Origin of the sequence: Aeromonas sp. V90_14 (genome assembly GCF_029967615.1) — a bacterium.
Taxonomy (GTDB): Bacteria; Pseudomonadota; Gammaproteobacteria; order Enterobacterales; family Aeromonadaceae; genus Aeromonas; species Aeromonas hydrophila.
In genome coordinates this window covers 15,992-30,916 of record NZ_JASCAS010000035.1, presented here as the reverse complement: position 1 = coordinate 30,916, position 14,925 = coordinate 15,992, and the positions used below count along the sequence as shown (strand labels likewise).

The window sequence follows — 14,925 nt, the reverse complement described above, 5'->3', positions numbered from 1 at the left end:
ATGTTAGAACTTCGCAACGTATCGACCCACTACGGCAAAATTCAGGCGCTGCACGACGTCAGCGTCCAGGTACAAGAGGGGGAAATCGTCACCCTGATCGGCGCCAACGGCGCCGGCAAGACAACCTTGCTGATGACCCTGTGCGGCGAGCCCAAGCCCAGCAGCGGCTCCATCTGGTTCGAGGGAGAGCAGATAGACTCGCTCTCCACCGCCCGCATCATGCGCAAGGACATCGCCGTGGTGCCGGAGGGGCGCCGCATCTTCGCTCGCCTGACGGTGGAGGAGAACCTGCTGATGGGGGCCTTCTTCGTCGACAAGGCCGAGCAGCGCGGCCTGCTGGATCAGATTTTCACCCTGTTCCCCCGCCTGCACGAGCGCCTGGAGCAGCGCGCCGGCACCATGTCCGGCGGCGAGCAGCAGATGCTGGCCATCGGCCGCGCCCTGATGAGCAAGCCGCGCCTGCTGCTGCTGGATGAACCCTCGCTGGGGCTGGCCCCCATCGTCATCCAGCAGATCTTCGACACCATAGAGCAGCTGCGCCGCGACGGCATGACCATCTTCCTGGTGGAGCAGAACGCCAACCAGGCGCTCAAGCTGGCCGATCGCGGCTATGTGCTGGAGAACGGCCACGTGGTACTGCAGGACACGGGGGCGGCCCTGTTGGCCAACCCGGCCGTCCGCCAGGCCTATCTCGGCGGCTGACCCATGAGCAGGGCCGACACGGCGCCGGATCACCACAGTTTCTGGCACGATCCGGCCCTGCCTTTCATCGAGGCGCGGGCGGTGCAGGATGGCCGCCGCGTCTGCTATGACAAGCACAGCCACCCCCACTTCTCCATCGGCGCCATCACCGGCGGCCACAGCCACTATCTCAACCAGCGCAGCCGGCAGGAGGTCGGCCGCGGCCACCTGGTGCTGATGAACCCGGAAGAGGTTCACGCCTGCAACCCGATTGCGGATGAGCCCTGGTCCTATCTGATGTTCTATCTCGATACCGGCTGGCTGCAGCGCCAGCAGGAAGAGGCGGGGCTGGGCGACACGTTTCTCCCCTTCGACATGACCGCAAGCCGGGATCCCTGGCTCTATCAGGGGCTGTGCCGGCTCCACCGGCAGCTGTGGCAGGAGTCGGAGCCGCTCGCGCGCGAGGTGGCCTGCCACCAGTTCAGTCGCCAGTTGCTGGCCAGGCTCACCCCGGCCAGCTGGGACGATCGGCCGCCGCAGCACCTGCAGCGGGCCGCCGAACTGATGCAGGACGACTGCAGCAGCCCCCTCACCCTCGCGCAATTGAGTACAGTGGCAGGGCTCACCCCCTCTCACTTCGTGCGCAGCTTCAGCCGCCATTACGGCATGACGCCCCACGCCTACCTGCTCGATCAGCGCATCCGCCATGCCCGCACCCTGCTCAGGCGGGGAGAGCCTCTGGCAGAGGTGGCGCTGGCCAGCGGTTTTGCCGATCAGGCCCACTTCCAGCGCCAGTTCAAGCGGCGGGTGGCTGCCACCCCGGGTCACTACCGCAATCAGCTGACCCGGCTGGGCTAGCGCACCAGATAGGCGGCGCAGAGCAGCAGCAACAGCGCCATCGCCCGGTTGAACCAGCGCAGCCGCTGCGGCGCGAGCAGCACCCCCTGCAATCGGCTGCCGGCATAGGCCCAGCAGGCGATGGAGCACAGACAGATGACCAGGTAGAGGCCGCTGAACAGGGCCACCTGCCCCACCCCGCCCGCACTGCCATAGGCGCCCATCCCCATGCTGGCGGCGAGCCAGGCCTTGGGGTTGAGCCACTGCATCAGTGCCCCGTACCAGAAGGAGGGGGCCACCCCGTCGACCCCTTCCACCCGGCCACTGTCCACCAGCAGCTGCCAGGCCATCCAGCCGAGAAAGATCACCCCGGCCCAGCGCAGTGCATCCGCCGCCAGCGGCCATTGCAGCAGGGTGGCGCCCAGCCCCAGTCCCATCAACAGCAGCAACAGAATGAACCCCAGGGTCGCCCCGACCACGTGGCGCAGGCTGGCCGCAAAGCCGTGCCTGGCGCCGCTGCCGAGGGCGACCAGATTGACCGGCCCCGGGGTGATGGACATGGCCAGGGCAAACCCGGCCATGGATAACAGCAGACTCGTCTCCATGAATAACGCTCGTATCGACAAAAGGAGCCCCCAGCCTAGCCGGCACCCCGCCCCCGGTATTGAAGGAAATTGCGATCGGTCACGGCAATAACCGGATACATTGCGGGCTTAGCGCCGGCCCCCGCTTGCGGTAAACTGACCCTCAATCACCTATTCGCAGGACATGTTAATGGACCAGTTTGCCCATATCAGTGCCCATGATGCCCACCAGAAGCTTGCCGCCGGTGCAGCCCGCCTCGTGGATATTCGCGACCCCCAGTCGTTCGAGACGGCCCACGCGGTCGGCGCCTTCCACCTCACCAACGGCACCCTGGTGCGTTTCATGAACGAGGTGGACTTCGATACCCCGGTGATCGTGATGTGCTATCACGGCAACAGCAGCCAGGGTGCCGCCCAGTACCTGCTGCAACAGGGGTACGATGAGGTCTACAGCCTGGATGGCGGCTTCGAGGCGTGGCGCAGGGAGTTCCCGATCCAGGCGGGCGACGCATGATCCAGCTGCTGGTGCTCGACAATGCCCGCATGGCCCAGGCGCTGGTGGACTATCTCTCCACCCTCGGCATCTCATGCGAACTGACCCAGTCCGAGCTTGGCGTCTCGGTCTGGCTGGCGGACGAACAGCGCCTCGCCCAGGCCCAGCTGGAGGTGAAACGCTTCCTGGCCGAGCCGACCCACCCCCGCTACATGGAAGCCTCCTGGCAATCCGGCCGGGCCGATGCCCGCATCGACTACAGCAAGGGGATGACCGACCCGGTCACCGACTTCCTGCATCAGGCCGGGCCGCTGACCCTGGTGGTGATCATCGCCTGTCTGGCCATCTACGGACTCGATGCCATCGGCCTGCCGATCTTCGATGAGCTGGCCTTCCACCCGACCCTGGCCCAGTTCACCGACTGGCAGGCGTGGCGCTACTTCACTCCGGCCTTCATCCACTTCTCGGTGCTGCATCTGGTGTTCAACCTGCTGTGGTGGTGGTATCTGGGGGGCCAGATCGAACAACGGCTCGGCAGCGGCAAGCTGCTGATCCTGCTGCTGGTAGGCGCCGCCCTGCCCAACCTGGCCGAGTTCTTCGCCAGCGGCCCGCTGTTTGGCGGCCTCTCCGGGGTGGTCTATGCCCTGCTCGGCTACTGCTGGCTGCGCAGCAAGTTGCAGCCGGCCTGCGGCCTCACCCTGCCACCGGCGCTGATGGGCTTCATGCTGTTCTGGCTGGCACTCGGCTTCTTCGATCTGCTCGGCACCCGCACCGCCAACATGGCTCACCTGGCCGGTCTGCTGGTCGGGCTGCTGCAAGGCTGGCTGGACAGACACCACCAACCCGCCTGAGTGGTAATGGTCATCGAGGTGCAGCAAGCTCAAGCTGCTCAGCCACCGACAAGACCTGCCTGAACCAGCGACAAGCGCGATGCTGGAAAACAAAACGCCGCCCCGAGGGGCGGCGTTTTTATTGGCCGACTGGCTTACTGCTTGAGCAGACTGCCGTCAGTCACCTTGACCGCAGTACCGCCGCTCATGAAGAAGCTGGCGAACTGGGACTGCATCTCGGTGGTCACATCGCCGCTCGGGTCGAAGTTCTCGTCCGGCGCCAGCAACGAGCTGTGGCCACCGGCCACGAAACGGGCCGCGTTGTGGCTGGCCGCACCGGTGGCGGTCAGCGGCTGCAGTGCCAGCACCTTGAACAGCGGCTCGGTACCACCCAGCGGGGCGGAGGCGATGCTGTTCGGGATCACCTGGTCAGACAGGCTCAGCGCGCCATCGCCGACGATCTCGGTGGCGAACAGCGGGAAGCTGCTCTGGATGCCTCGGCCGAGGTTGATCGGGTCAGCAGAATCCAGCACCGACTGGGCCGCGAAGCTGTAGCTCTGCAACGTGCTGGCCGCTGCCGCCTGCTGGGTAGTGCTCAGGCTTGGCAGGAACTCGTTGACGAAGCAGGTCGGCACCGCGGTCTTGCAGTTGGGCGCGTAGGCGGTGAAGCCCGCTTTCAGCTCGGCACTGCCGCTGGTCAGCACGCCCATCTTGATGGTCGGACCGAAGGTCGGCGAGTTCAGCAGCAGCGGCGCGATGCCGCCACCCGGCATGGCCAGGCCGCCGGTGTCGAACTTGAACAGGGCATCCGCCTGCGCATTGCCGATCGGCTGGTTGGCAACCGCCAGCAGGTTGGTACCGGAGATGGCACCCAGGGAGTGGCCCAGGAAGTGCACCTTGATGCCAGCCACGCCCAGAGCACCCTTGGCATTGGCCAGACCGACCGCCAGACGCAGGCCCAGCAGATCCGCCACGCTCTGTTTCAGGTTGTCGCGGGCCACGGTCAGGTAGCTCAGGTTCAGATACGGGGTCGGATTTTCGGAGGTGGTCACGGTCGCCATGCTGCCGCTCAGGGCGAAGCCGCGCTCGCCATGCAGCGGGTGATCGATCACCACCAGCGCTACCTTCTTGCCTGCCTGCATGCCGGCATAGATCTGACCCAGCGCCAGTGCATAGGCGTTCTCTTTCACCGAGGTGACACCGTGCTGATAGATGATCACGTCGGTGATGGTATTGAGGGCATCCTTGGCGAAGACCCGCATCGGCACCGACTGCACCTCTTCCAGCTTGGGCAGCGGGTTGAAGCGGCCGATGTTCTGCTCGGCATCCAGCGGCTTGCCGCCGGAGGTGAGGGTCACCCCGATCAGCTTGCTCGCCTCGGCCAGCAGCTCTGCCTGACGGGTCGGATCGGCAATCAGCGTCGCCAGCAAGGCCGGATCCACACCCGCCCCCACCAGCCCGGCGATCACTTCGCTGTCGCCCGCTTTCAGGGCATTGGCGATGGCGTACAGGCTAGGGATGGCACCGTGCCAGGACTGGGTCTTGGCCTTGTCCCAGGAACCGGCAGTAGCCGGCGAGGAGAGGAAGTAAGGCAGTTTGACGATGCCGGTATAGACCTTGGTCGCTTGAGCAATCGGGTTGAGCGGGGCGCCTGGGCCGAAGGCGGTGGCCAGCGCATCTTTCTGCTCCTGCGGCAGGAACTGCTCGGCGTCCAGCTGGGTCAGGAAGGCATTGCTGCCGGTCACGCTCAGGGTATAGGTGCCCGGCAGGCTGGTGTTGCCCTTGGCATCCTGCTTCCACAGGGCGGCCGCATCCAGGGTCGGGCTCTTCAGCACGGACGCCGCAGCCCCTTTCACCGCGACCAGCACGTCGGCGCCAGACTGGGTACCGAACCAGTCGGAGAAGATGACGTGATCGGTGGAGACGCCGGTGGCAGCCTTGAACAGCCCTTCCTGCAGGGCGATCAGACCATTGATGGTCTGCTCCTGGGCATTGCTGCCGACGTTGTTCTTGTAGTTGCCGTAGTCGTTGCCGGCCTTGACCGCGTTGCCGCTGCTGTCCTTGAGGGAGTCGGTGGCCACGATCATGTAGTAGGAGGAGGGATTCAGCGGCTTGAGCGGCACCAGGTTCAGTTTTCCGGCCGAAGCGGCCACCACGAAGTCCACCCCGTAGGTCAGCACCTTCTTCACGCCGTTCGGGCGCAGGGCGGCGCTGTCAAAGCTCAGCTCCAGCAGGTAGAGCGGCGCGACCGAAGCGGCAAACTCCGCCGCGGCCGGGGCCTGCACCTGGATGCCGGACGAGGTCACGGGCACGATCTGGATTGCCTGGGTCGTGGACCAGCCATCCAGGGTCGACATGGCCGAGACCGGGTTGGAGAGATCTGCCGTTTCGGTGGAGAATTTCAGGGTGCCATCGCTGGCCCGGGCTGCCAGAGCACTGGGGCGCACAGCGTTGGAACCGGTCAACAGATAGTCGAGATAGCTGGAGGTGTCGCCTTTGTTATCGTCACTGCCACCACAGCCAGCCAGCATAGCACTGACAACCGCGGCGTAAATTAGCTTCTTTTTCATATCCTTATCTCTTTTTAGTTGTTATCCATGAAATGCTGACTGAGTTGGGTGAGAACCCGACCGGTACATCTTAACAGCAACGCAACAATTATTAAGCCTCTGGTCGGTCATCTGATCTGCTTTTTTTGTGTACAGCATCAAGGAATTGGAATAGAAACGGGACTCGATAGGTTAACAGCTTCATCCCGAATACCAGACCCGACCAGCGACGGCCCGTATGGCAGCTGGCAAAAAGCGACCCTCGATCTCGGCAAAGCGGATCAATTGCCGGTAGAATGGCGCATTGCTTAAGGAGAACCACATGATCGACCCGAAGAAACTGGAAGAGATCGCCAAACAGGTGCACAACTCCCTGCCGCCCGGCATTCGCAGCATGGGTGAAGAGGTGGAGAAGAAGATCCGTCAGGTGCTGCAGTCCCAGCTGGGCAAGCTGGACCTGGTCAGTCGCGAAGAGTTTGACGTGCAGACCAAGGTGCTGCTGCGCACCCGCGAGAAGCTGACCGCGCTCGAGGCCAAGCTGGCCCAGCTCGAGCAGCAGCTCGGTGCCAAGGGCGAATAACGCAGGTCACCCATAAAGCAAACCCCAGCCAGGCTGGGGTTTGTTGTTTCTAGCCTGCTGCAGGGCAAGCAGCAGGCTAACTCAGCGAGGCCTCCTCGGTCACGCTATGGGACCGGCCTCATGCCGAACTCAGATGAATTCGTAGGCGTCGCCGAAGATGCGTTCTGGCTCGGCACCCAGGATCTTGAACTCCTCCCGCGCCGCGCCCGCCATCTCGAAACGGCCGGCAACATAGATGTCGTAGTCGTGCAGGCTGACGAAGTCATCCATGATGGCCTTGTGCACCAGCCCGGTCTTGCCGGTCCAGTCCGCTTCCGGCTCCTGCACCACCGGGATGAAGGTGAGCGGGGCGTAGTCGCGCTCCCACTGCTGCATCTGCTCCTGCTCGTAGAGCCAGTGCGCCTGGCGCACGCCCCAGTAGAAGAACACCGGGCGCTTACTGCCGGTATCGATCAGGTATTCCAGAATGGAGCGGGCATAGGAGAAACCGGTGCCACCGGCCATCAGGATCAGCGGCCGGGGTGACTCTTCCCGCAGGAAGGCCTTGCCCGCCGCCAGTTCAATCTCGATCTCCCCCTGCTCGCGCATGCGGGCCAGCACCTGGCCGGCATAGGCGTTTTCCGGGGTGGCGCCGATCTGCAGCTCCAGCATGTCCGGGCGGGTCGGCGAGTTGGCGATGGAGAAGGGACGCTTGTCCGAATCGCTCATCACTACCAGCAGATACTGGCCCGGCTTGAAGCTGACCTCTTGCAGCGGCGTCAGGGCCACGTGCCAGATGGTGTCGACATATTCGCGCAGTTCCTCTACGCGGCACTTGATACGTTGCATTCTTATCCTTGTGACGGGCTCGCTCGGCCCGCTTTCGCTCTTGATTCACTGTGGACTGGCGACCAGCAAAGTGGTCAGGTCAGTCGAGCATACCCAATTCAGCTCAAATGGCATCAATCTTTTGCATCCCGGCCAGGCGGCACGGCCCGTCGGGCCTGCCGCCGGTCTTCAGCCGAGAATGTTCAGCTCGTCCCAGAGGGCATCGATCTTCTGCTTCACCGCCTCGTCCTGGACGATGGGCTGGCCCCACTCGCGATTGGTCTCCCCCGGCCACTTGTTGGTGGCATCCAGCCCCATCTTGGAGCCAAGGCCGGAGACCGGCGAGGCGAAGTCCAGGTAGTCGATCGGGGTGTGCTCGATCAGGGTGGTGTCACGGGCCGGGTCCATCCGAGTGGTGATGGCCCAGATCACGTCCTTCCAGTCGCGGGCATTGATGTCGTCGTCACAGACGATCACGAACTTGGTGTACATGAACTGGCGCAGGAAGGACCAGACCCCCAGCATCACCCGCTTGGCGTGGCCAGGGTAGCGCTTCTTGATGGTCACCACCGCCATCCGGTAGGAGCACCCCTCCGGCGGCAGGTAGAAGTCCACGATCTCGGGGAACTGCTTCTGCAACAGCGGCACGAACACCTCGTTGAGCGCCACCCCCAGCACCGCCGGCTCATCGGGCGGACGGCCGGTGTAGGTGCTGTGGTAGATGGCATCCTTGCGCATCGTCATGTGGGTGATGGTAAAGACCGGGAACTCATCCACCTCGTTGTAGTAGCCGGTGTGATCGCCATAAGGCCCTTCGGGGGCCATTTCGCCCGGCTCCAGATAGCCTTCCAGCACGATCTCGGCGCTGGCGGGCACCTCCAGATCGCAGCTGATGGCTTTTACTACCTCGGTGCGGCTGCCGCGCAGCAGACCGGCAAAGGCGTATTCGGAGAGGGTATCCGGCACCGGCGTCACCGCGCCGAGGATGGTCGCCGGATCGGCACCGAGCGCCACCACCACCGGGAAGCGTTCACCCGGGTGGGCCTCCTGCCACTCGCGAAAATCGATGGCACCGCCGCGGTGATCCAGCCAGCGCATGATCAGCTTGTTCTTGCCGATCTTCTGCTGGCGATAGATGCCGAGGTTCTGCCGCTTCTTGTAGGGGCCACGGGTGATGGTCAGACCCCAGGTCACCAGCGGGGCCACGTCGCCGGGCCAGCAGTGCTGGATCGGGATCTGGTCCAGATCGACCGCCTCTCCCTCCAGCACCCGCTGCTGACAGGGGGCAGAGGAGAGCCGTTTGGTCGGCATGTTGAGCACCTGCTTGAAGATCGGCAGCTTCTCCATCAGCTCCTTGAAGCCACGGGGCGGCTCCGGCTCCTTCAGGTAGGAGAGCCAGATCCCCACCTGGCGCAGGGCGGCCACGTTGGGCTGGCCCATGCCCATGGCGACCCGGTCCGGGGTGCCGAACAGGTTGGTCAGCACCGGCATGGCGTAACCCTTGGGATTTTCAAACAGCAGGGCAGGCCCGCCCGCCCGCAGGGTGCGGTCGCTGATCTCGGTCATCTCCAGATAGGGGTCTATCTCGCGGCTGATGCGCTTGAGTTGTCCGCTTTGTTCCAGCTGCGCGATGAAATCACGCAAATCCTTGTATTTCATGCAGGTACCCTGTGTTCAGGCGATGCCGCATTATAACCCTGGGCGGGCGGCGGGTGTACCCGAATCGGGCAGCATCACCGGACTTGCATGGCGCTTTTCCTGCCGGGTCAGCCGATCGGCAAGCTGGGCCAGCAGCCTGGGTTCGTCCATCTGCAGCAGCAGGCTGGCCACCTGACCGCTGTATTGGCGATTGCCCAGCTCCGCCAGCAGGAACTGCTGGGCCGTGTCCGGCAGCGGCGAAAGTTGACTGAGTTGCTGCAAAGCGGGCAGCTTCAGACGGACATTGCGACTGGCGGCAATCAGCAGATCGCTGGCCGTCTGGCCCTGATGAAAGCGGCCCACGCTGGCGAGCGCGGCCACGCTGTCGTGATCCGCCGGTTGATGCCACAGCTTCTGATAGAGGGCGCTGTCACCGGTACGCTCGGCCAGCAGCCGCAGCAGCCGGTTGTCGGGCAGGAAGATGCTCATGGCGGCCAGCGTGTGCGCCTCCCGTTGCAGGAGCGGGAGCGGCTGCCGATCGAGTACCGTCAGCAGCGCCTGCTGCTGCTGGGCCAGATCAGGATTGCGGCTGTTGTAGATCTGCTTGAACTCGAACGTGCCCTCTTCCAGCTGCTGGCGATAGTTGTCCTGCCAGGCCTGCTGCTGCCAGCGGCTCAACACCTGCCGCGCGGCGGCGGCAAAGTCGTAGGCGGGTTGCTGCACCAGAAAGCCGTCCACCTCTTTTTCCACCAGCCAGCTGGGGGCCTTGAACGACTGGGCGCGCACCCAGGCCAGCAGTTGTGGGCTGGTGGCCCTGGGCTGGCTATTGAGGGTGGCCAGCAGCTGGCACAACAGATACTCCCGCTGCCCCACCGCCAGGGAGTCCAGCAGGGTGTCGATGGCGGCAAACTGCCCCAGCTGCAGCCGGCCGGTCAGATAGTCGAGGTGACCCTGCAGCCCCTCGTCGGCCACCAGTGTCGTCCGGGGCGGCTGCGTCTCGGCAGCCCCGACCGGCAGCACCAGCAGCCAGCTCAGCAATATCAGGAGTACATGCTTCATGACGTCCCTATCCTTGTGACATCGAGGTTTCATACTACTCAGGCGACCGTAAAATAGATAAACAAAAACCGCGACCTGGGCCGCGGTTTGATGATTTTCGAGTCGGTTACTTCTGCTGGCGCCGCATGGCGTCGAAGAACTCGTCGTTGGTCTTGGTCATGGCCAACTTGTCGATCAGGAACTCGATGCCGTCGATCTCGCCCATCGGGTGCACAATCTTGCGCAGGATCCACATCTTCTGCAGCTCGTCGCCGGTGGTCAGCAGCTCTTCCTTGCGGGTGCCGGAGCGAGTGATGTCGATGGCCGGGTAGACGCGCTTCTCGGCAATCTTGCGCGAGAGGTGCAGTTCCATGTTGCCGGTACCCTTGAACTCTTCGTAGATGACTTCATCCATCTTGGAGCCGGTATCGATCAGCGCGGTGGCGATGATGGTCAGGCTGCCGCCCTCTTCGACATTGCGCGCGGCACCGAAGAAGCGCTTCGGACGGTGCAGGGCGTTGGCGTCCACACCACCGGTCAGTACCTTGCCGGATGACGGGATGACTGTGTTGTAGGCACGGGCCAGACGGGTGATGGAGTCCAGCAGGATCACCACGTCCTTCTTGTGCTCGACCAGGCGCTTGGCCTTCTCGATCACCATCTCGGCGACCTGGACGTGACGGGAAGCCGGCTCGTCGAAGGTGGAAGCGATCACTTCACCCTTCACCATGCGCTGCATCTCGGTCACTTCTTCCGGACGCTCGTCGATCAGCAGGACGATCAGTTCGCAGTCAGGATGGTTGTAGGCGATGCTCTGGGCGATGTTCTGCAGCAGCATGGTCTTACCGGCCTTGGGCGGTGCGACGATGAGACCGCGCTGGCCTTTACCGATCGGGGAAGCCAGGTCCAGTACGCGGGCGGTGATGTCTTCGGTGGAACCGTTGCCACGCTCCATGCGCAGACGCTCGTTGGCGTGCAGCGGAGTGAGGTTTTCAAACAGGATCTTGTTGCGGGAGTTTTCCGGACGGTCGTAGTTGACCTCGTTGACCTTGAGCAGCGCGAAGTAGCGTTCGCCCTCTTTTGGCGGCCGGATCTTGCCGGAGATGGTATCGCCGGTACGCAGGTTGAAACGGCGGATCTGGCTCGGGGAGACATAGATGTCGTCCGGGCCGGCCAGGTAGGAGCCGTCTGCACTACGCAGGAAGCCGAAACCATCGGTCAGGATTTCCAGCACACCGTCGCCAAAGATATCCTCGCCACCCTTGGCGTGCGCCTTGAGGATCGCGAAAATAATGTCTTTCTTGTGCGCCCGAGCCAGATTTTCCAACCCCATGGATTCGCCAAGCTGTACCAGCTCGGACACAGGAGTGTTCTTTAATTCAGTCAGATTCATAGTGGTGAAAGTCTGTAAGCAAGGATTGAAATGAGGAGACAGTCTGCTGGATTGATGCTGATCGGATTTGATTTGCCAGGCTGATGTGTGAGCAAAGAGTCAGGCAAAAAGGTTAGCAAACGAGCGATAAATTAGCACCAATCGGGGTGAGCGTCTAGGTGATAAAACAGAAGGAGCGCATTATTGCAATGCGCTCCTCTTTGATTATTACAGGTTACCGTCCAGGAACTCTTTCAGCTGAGTCTTGGACAGGGCACCGACCTTGGTCGCTGCCACTTCGCCATTCTTGAACAGCAAGAGGGTCGGAATACCACGAATGCCATACTTGGGCGGAGTGTCGGCGTTATGGTCGATGTTCAATTTCGCCACGGTCACGCGACCGGCATACTCTTGGGCGACTTCGTTCAGGATCGGGGCAATCATCTTGCACGGACCACACCATTCGGCCCAGAAGTCGACCAGAACGGCGCCATCGGCTTTGATTACATCTGCCTCGAAGCTGGCATCGCTCAGCTGAACAATCTTGTCACTCATCTCCAACTCCAGTCAGTAATTAAGGCTTTATTGACGTATCAACAAAGGCAATAGTTGCCCTATTTGAAATGATCCTGTTTATTATTGCAAGCCTAACCTGATAACCTACCGCCATGAGCAAAACACATTTAACGACCGACAAATTCGCCCAAATGGGCCTCGAACCCGAAGTTCTGGCTGGTCTGGAATCAAAGGGATTTCACTATTGCACCCCCATCCAGGCACTGTCTCTGCCACTGCTGGTAGAAGGTCATGACCTCGCCGGTCAGGCCCAGACAGGGACCGGCAAAACCCTTGCCTTCCTGGCCGCCACCTTCAACTATTTGTTGACCCATCCGCTGACCAAGCCGCGCCTCATCAACCAGCCGCGCGCCATCATCATGGCCCCGACCCGGGAGCTGGCGGTCCAGATCTACAACGACGCGGAGAGCATGTCCGCCTCGACCGGCCTCAAGCTCGGCCTCGCCTACGGTGGTGAAGGGTACGACAAGCAGCTGGCCGTGCTGGAGCAAGGGGTCGACATCCTGATCGGCACCACCGGCCGCATCATCGACTACTTCAAGTCCAAGGTCATCGATCTGAGCAATATTCAGGTCGTAGTGCTGGACGAAGCGGATCGCATGTTCGATCTCGGCTTCATCAAGGACATCCGTTTCCTGTTCCGCCGCATGCCGCCCGCTACCGAGCGTCTGAGCATGCTGTTCTCCGCCACCCTCTCCCTGCGGGTACAGGAGCTGGCCTACGAACACATGAACCACCCGGAACATGTACAGATCGAGCCGAAGCAGATGACCGGCGTGCGGATCAAGGAGGAGCTGTTCTATCCCTCCAACGAAGACAAGATGTTGCTGCTGCTCTCCCTGATGGAAGAGGAGTGGCCGGAGAAAGCCATCGTCTTCGCCAACACCAAGCACGTCTGTGAAGACGTTCATGCCTGGCTGGAGAACGACGGCCACCGTGTCGGCCTGCTGACCGGTGACGTGCCGCAGAAGAAGCGGATGAAGATCCTGGAAGACTTCACCAAGGGCACGGTCGACATCCTGGTTGCCACCGACGTGGCCGCCCGTGGTCTGCACATCCCGGACGTGACCCACGTCTTCAACTATGACCTGCCCGACGACGCCGAAGACTACGTACACCGCATCGGTCGTACCGGTCGTGCCGGCAAGAGCGGTCACTCCATCAGCCTGGCCTGTGAAGACTATGCCTTCAACCTGCCAGCCATCGAGGAGTACATCCACCACCCGATCCCGGTCAGCAAGTATGACCGCGAAGCGCTGCTGGATGACGTGACCGCACCGAAGCGGGTGTTCCGCAACCGTCAGCCAGTGAATCGCAACATGCGCGATCGCCAGGGCGGTGGCAACAGCAACAACCGCCGTCGTCCGCCCCGCAAGAGCTGAAAGGACTGGCCCAGTTGCACAACTCGCCGCTCTATGCCGCCATCGACCTCGGCTCCAACAGCTTTCATATGCTGGTGGTGCGCGAGGTCGCCGGTGCCCTGCGCACCGTCACCAAGGTCAAGCGCAAGGTTCGCCTCGCCGCCGGGCTCGATCCGGAGTTTCGTCTCAGCCGTGCCGCCATGGAGCGGGGCTGGGACTGTCTGCGTCTGTTCTCCGAACAGTTGCAGGACATTCCGGCCGACAACATCCGGGTAGTGGGCACCGCCACCCTGCGCCTTGCCACCAACGTCGACGAGTTCCTTAGCGAAGCGGAACGGGTGCTCAACCACAGCATCGAGATCATCTCGGGCGAGGAAGAGGCCAAGACCATCTATGAAGGGGTCTCCTGGACCTCGGCCGGCGAAGGCAACCGGTTGGTGATCGACATCGGCGGCGCCAGCACCGAACTGGTGATCGGCGAGCACAGCGAAGCAAAACTGCTCAACAGCCTGCACATGGGCTGCGTCACCTGGCTCAACAACTACTTCGGTGACGGCGAGCTCTCCGAGGCCCGCTTCAAGCAGGCCATCGCCGCCGCCAAGGCGGTGCTGGAGAAGGTGGCGGAAGATTATCGTGCGCTCGGCTGGCGTACCTGTGTCGGTGCCTCCGGCACGGTGCAGGCGCTGCAGGAGATCATGCTGGCACAAGGGAAGAGCGAGCGGGTCACCCTGCCCAAGCTGCAGGAGCTGATGGGTCAGGCCATCGCCTGCGGCAAGCTCGACCAGCTGCAACTGGAAGGACTGGCGGCCGAACGGCTGACCGTATTCCCCTCCGGTCTCGCCATTCTGATCGCCATCTTCGAAACCCTCAACATCGAGAGCATGACCCTGGCGGGTGGCGCCCTGCGCGAGGGCCTGATCTACGGCCTGCTCGGCAACAATCACGACTGTGATGCCCGTGATCGCACCGCCGACAGCCTGATCAACCGCTACCAGCTGGACAAGGAACACGCCGAACGGGTGCGCGACACCGCCGTCGAGGCGTTCAACCAGCTGCAGCCGGCCTGGCGACTCTCGAAGCGCTACGGTCGCCCGATCCTGCGCTACGCAGCCCTGCTGCACGAGATCGGTCTGTGCATCGAGTACAAGAAGGCGCCGCAACACGCCGCCTACATCATCGACAACATCGACATGCCTGGCTTTACCCCGGCCCAGAAGAAGCTGTTGTCGGCCTTGCTGTTCAACCAGCGGGACGAATTCAAGCTGGAACCGCTGGAGAAGCAGGGTGCCGTCACCGGTCGCCAGGCGATCCGGCTGGCCCGCATCCTGCGCATCGCGCTGATCCTCTGCATGCGCCGCACCCAAGGCACAGTGCCCCGCTTCACCCTCGAAGCCGATGAAGATGCGCTGACCCTGACCCTGCCGAGCGGCTGGCTGGACGAGCACTACCTGCGCGCCAGCGAGTTGCGCTTCGAGGTGGAACGCCAGCAGAAGATGGGCTGGCCCACCCGGCTGCTGGAAGCCTGATTGGGCCTCGCCCAATCAGTGTCCCAGCCACCTCCGACAATCTCTTTCGCAGC

General features: G+C 62.7%; 14 protein-coding genes. 7 read left to right on the top strand and 7 right to left on the bottom strand.

Annotated elements, in window-relative coordinates:
* A complete protein-coding gene (locus QLG02_RS15015; RefSeq protein WP_282465556.1) occupies positions 1–702 on the top strand; it encodes an ATP-binding cassette domain-containing protein in 702 nt (233 codons plus the stop codon).
* A gap of 3 nt (positions 703–705) precedes the next feature.
* Positions 706–1,539 carry an AraC family transcriptional regulator gene (locus QLG02_RS15010; protein ID WP_282465555.1) on the top strand — a complete coding sequence of 278 codons (834 nt, stop codon included), beginning with the start codon at positions 706–708 and terminating at the stop codon, positions 1,537–1,539.
* On the opposite strand, the gene QLG02_RS15005 is transcribed toward QLG02_RS15010, so the two are convergent.
* Positions 1,536–2,123 carry a LysE family translocator gene (locus QLG02_RS15005; protein WP_282465554.1) on the bottom strand — a complete coding sequence of 196 codons (588 nt, stop codon included), beginning with the start codon at positions 2,121–2,123 and terminating at the stop codon, positions 1,536–1,538. The genes QLG02_RS15010 and QLG02_RS15005 overlap by 4 nt on opposite strands.
* Before the next feature lie 169 nt (positions 2,124–2,292).
* Here QLG02_RS15005 and glpE point away from each other — a divergent pair, with 169 nt between their 5' ends.
* Both glpE and glpG read left to right on the top strand, forming a co-directional pair.
* Positions 2,293–2,616 (top strand): thiosulfate sulfurtransferase GlpE, encoded by a 324-nt coding sequence (gene glpE / locus QLG02_RS15000; RefSeq protein ID WP_011704135.1) that lies wholly within the window; start codon positions 2,293–2,295, stop codon positions 2,614–2,616.
* A complete protein-coding gene (gene glpG, locus QLG02_RS14995) occupies positions 2,613–3,446 on the top strand; it encodes a rhomboid family intramembrane serine protease GlpG (RefSeq protein WP_011704134.1) in 834 nt (277 codons plus the stop codon). The genes glpE and glpG overlap by 4 nt, the downstream gene beginning before the upstream one ends.
* A 134-nt stretch (positions 3,447–3,580) precedes the next feature.
* Here the strand turns inward: glpG and QLG02_RS14990 are convergent, their stop codons facing one another.
* Positions 3,581–5,995 carry a VolA/Pla-1 family phospholipase gene (locus tag QLG02_RS14990; protein ID WP_282465553.1) on the bottom strand — a complete coding sequence of 805 codons (2,415 nt, stop codon included), beginning with the start codon at positions 5,993–5,995 and terminating at the stop codon, positions 3,581–3,583.
* Positions 5,996–6,296: 301 nt separating this feature from the next.
* Between QLG02_RS14990 and QLG02_RS14985 the strand changes: the two genes are divergently transcribed.
* Positions 6,297–6,554, top strand: a complete 258-nt coding sequence (locus QLG02_RS14985; RefSeq protein WP_005307315.1) for an accessory factor UbiK family protein — start codon at positions 6,297–6,299, stop codon at positions 6,552–6,554.
* Positions 6,555–6,683: 129 nt separating this feature from the next.
* On the opposite strand, the gene fre is transcribed toward QLG02_RS14985, so the two are convergent.
* The 5 genes from fre to trxA form a co-directional block, all read right to left on the bottom strand.
* Positions 6,684–7,382 (bottom strand): NAD(P)H-flavin reductase, encoded by a 699-nt coding sequence (gene fre / locus QLG02_RS14980; RefSeq protein ID WP_282465552.1) that lies wholly within the window; start codon positions 7,380–7,382, stop codon positions 6,684–6,686.
* A gap of 168 nt (positions 7,383–7,550) precedes the next feature.
* Complete coding sequence (ubiD, locus tag QLG02_RS14975; protein ID WP_017410827.1) at positions 7,551–9,020, bottom strand: 4-hydroxy-3-polyprenylbenzoate decarboxylase; 1,470 nt, start codon at positions 9,018–9,020, stop codon at positions 7,551–7,553.
* A 30-nt stretch (positions 9,021–9,050) separates the two neighbouring features.
* Positions 9,051–10,058 (bottom strand): hypothetical protein, encoded by a 1,008-nt coding sequence (locus QLG02_RS14970; protein WP_282465551.1) that lies wholly within the window; start codon positions 10,056–10,058, stop codon positions 9,051–9,053.
* A gap of 106 nt (positions 10,059–10,164) precedes the next feature.
* A complete protein-coding gene (gene rho / locus QLG02_RS14965; protein WP_005307308.1) occupies positions 10,165–11,430 on the bottom strand; it encodes a transcription termination factor Rho in 1,266 nt (421 codons plus the stop codon).
* Between the two features lie 207 nt (positions 11,431–11,637).
* Positions 11,638–11,964, bottom strand: coding sequence for a thioredoxin TrxA (gene trxA, locus QLG02_RS14960; protein ID WP_005307306.1), 327 nt, complete (start codon positions 11,962–11,964; stop codon positions 11,638–11,640).
* A gap of 113 nt (positions 11,965–12,077) precedes the next feature.
* Between trxA and rhlB the strand changes: the two genes are divergently transcribed.
* Together rhlB and gppA are read left to right on the top strand one after the other, a co-directional pair.
* A complete protein-coding gene (rhlB, locus tag QLG02_RS14955) occupies positions 12,078–13,367 on the top strand; it encodes an ATP-dependent RNA helicase RhlB (protein ID WP_282465550.1) in 1,290 nt (429 codons plus the stop codon).
* Positions 13,368–13,381: 14 nt separating this feature from the next.
* Positions 13,382–14,872, top strand: coding sequence for a guanosine-5'-triphosphate,3'-diphosphate diphosphatase (gene gppA, locus QLG02_RS14950; protein ID WP_282465549.1), 1,491 nt, complete (start codon positions 13,382–13,384; stop codon positions 14,870–14,872).
* Positions 14,873–14,925: the final 53 nt, after the last annotated feature.

What these genes read in the sequence shown, in the direction of transcription:
- QLG02_RS15015 (WP_282465556.1), top strand. Translation starts at nt 1, where the DNA reads ATGTTAGAACTTCGCAACGTATCGACCCACTACGGCAAAATTCAGGCG.
- QLG02_RS15010 (WP_282465555.1), top strand. Translation starts at nt 706, where the DNA reads ATGAGCAGGGCCGACACGGCGCCGGATCACCACAGTTTCTGGCACGAT.
- QLG02_RS15005 (WP_282465554.1), bottom strand. Translation starts at nt 2,123, where the DNA reads ATGGAGACGAGTCTGCTGTTATCCATGGCCGGGTTTGCCCTGGCCATG.
- glpE (WP_011704135.1), top strand. Translation starts at nt 2,293, where the DNA reads ATGGACCAGTTTGCCCATATCAGTGCCCATGATGCCCACCAGAAGCTT.
- glpG (WP_011704134.1), top strand. Translation starts at nt 2,613, where the DNA reads ATGATCCAGCTGCTGGTGCTCGACAATGCCCGCATGGCCCAGGCGCTG.
- QLG02_RS14990 (WP_282465553.1), bottom strand. Translation starts at nt 5,995, where the DNA reads ATGAAAAAGAAGCTAATTTACGCCGCGGTTGTCAGTGCTATGCTGGCT.
- QLG02_RS14985 (WP_005307315.1), top strand. Translation starts at nt 6,297, where the DNA reads ATGATCGACCCGAAGAAACTGGAAGAGATCGCCAAACAGGTGCACAAC.
- fre (WP_282465552.1), bottom strand. Translation starts at nt 7,382, where the DNA reads ATGCAACGTATCAAGTGCCGCGTAGAGGAACTGCGCGAATATGTCGAC.
- ubiD (WP_017410827.1), bottom strand. Translation starts at nt 9,020, where the DNA reads ATGAAATACAAGGATTTGCGTGATTTCATCGCGCAGCTGGAACAAAGC.
- QLG02_RS14970 (WP_282465551.1), bottom strand. Translation starts at nt 10,058, where the DNA reads ATGAAGCATGTACTCCTGATATTGCTGAGCTGGCTGCTGGTGCTGCCG.
- rho (WP_005307308.1), bottom strand. Translation starts at nt 11,430, where the DNA reads ATGAATCTGACTGAATTAAAGAACACTCCTGTGTCCGAGCTGGTACAG.
- trxA (WP_005307306.1), bottom strand. Translation starts at nt 11,964, where the DNA reads ATGAGTGACAAGATTGTTCAGCTGAGCGATGCCAGCTTCGAGGCAGAT.
- rhlB (WP_282465550.1), top strand. Translation starts at nt 12,078, where the DNA reads ATGAGCAAAACACATTTAACGACCGACAAATTCGCCCAAATGGGCCTC.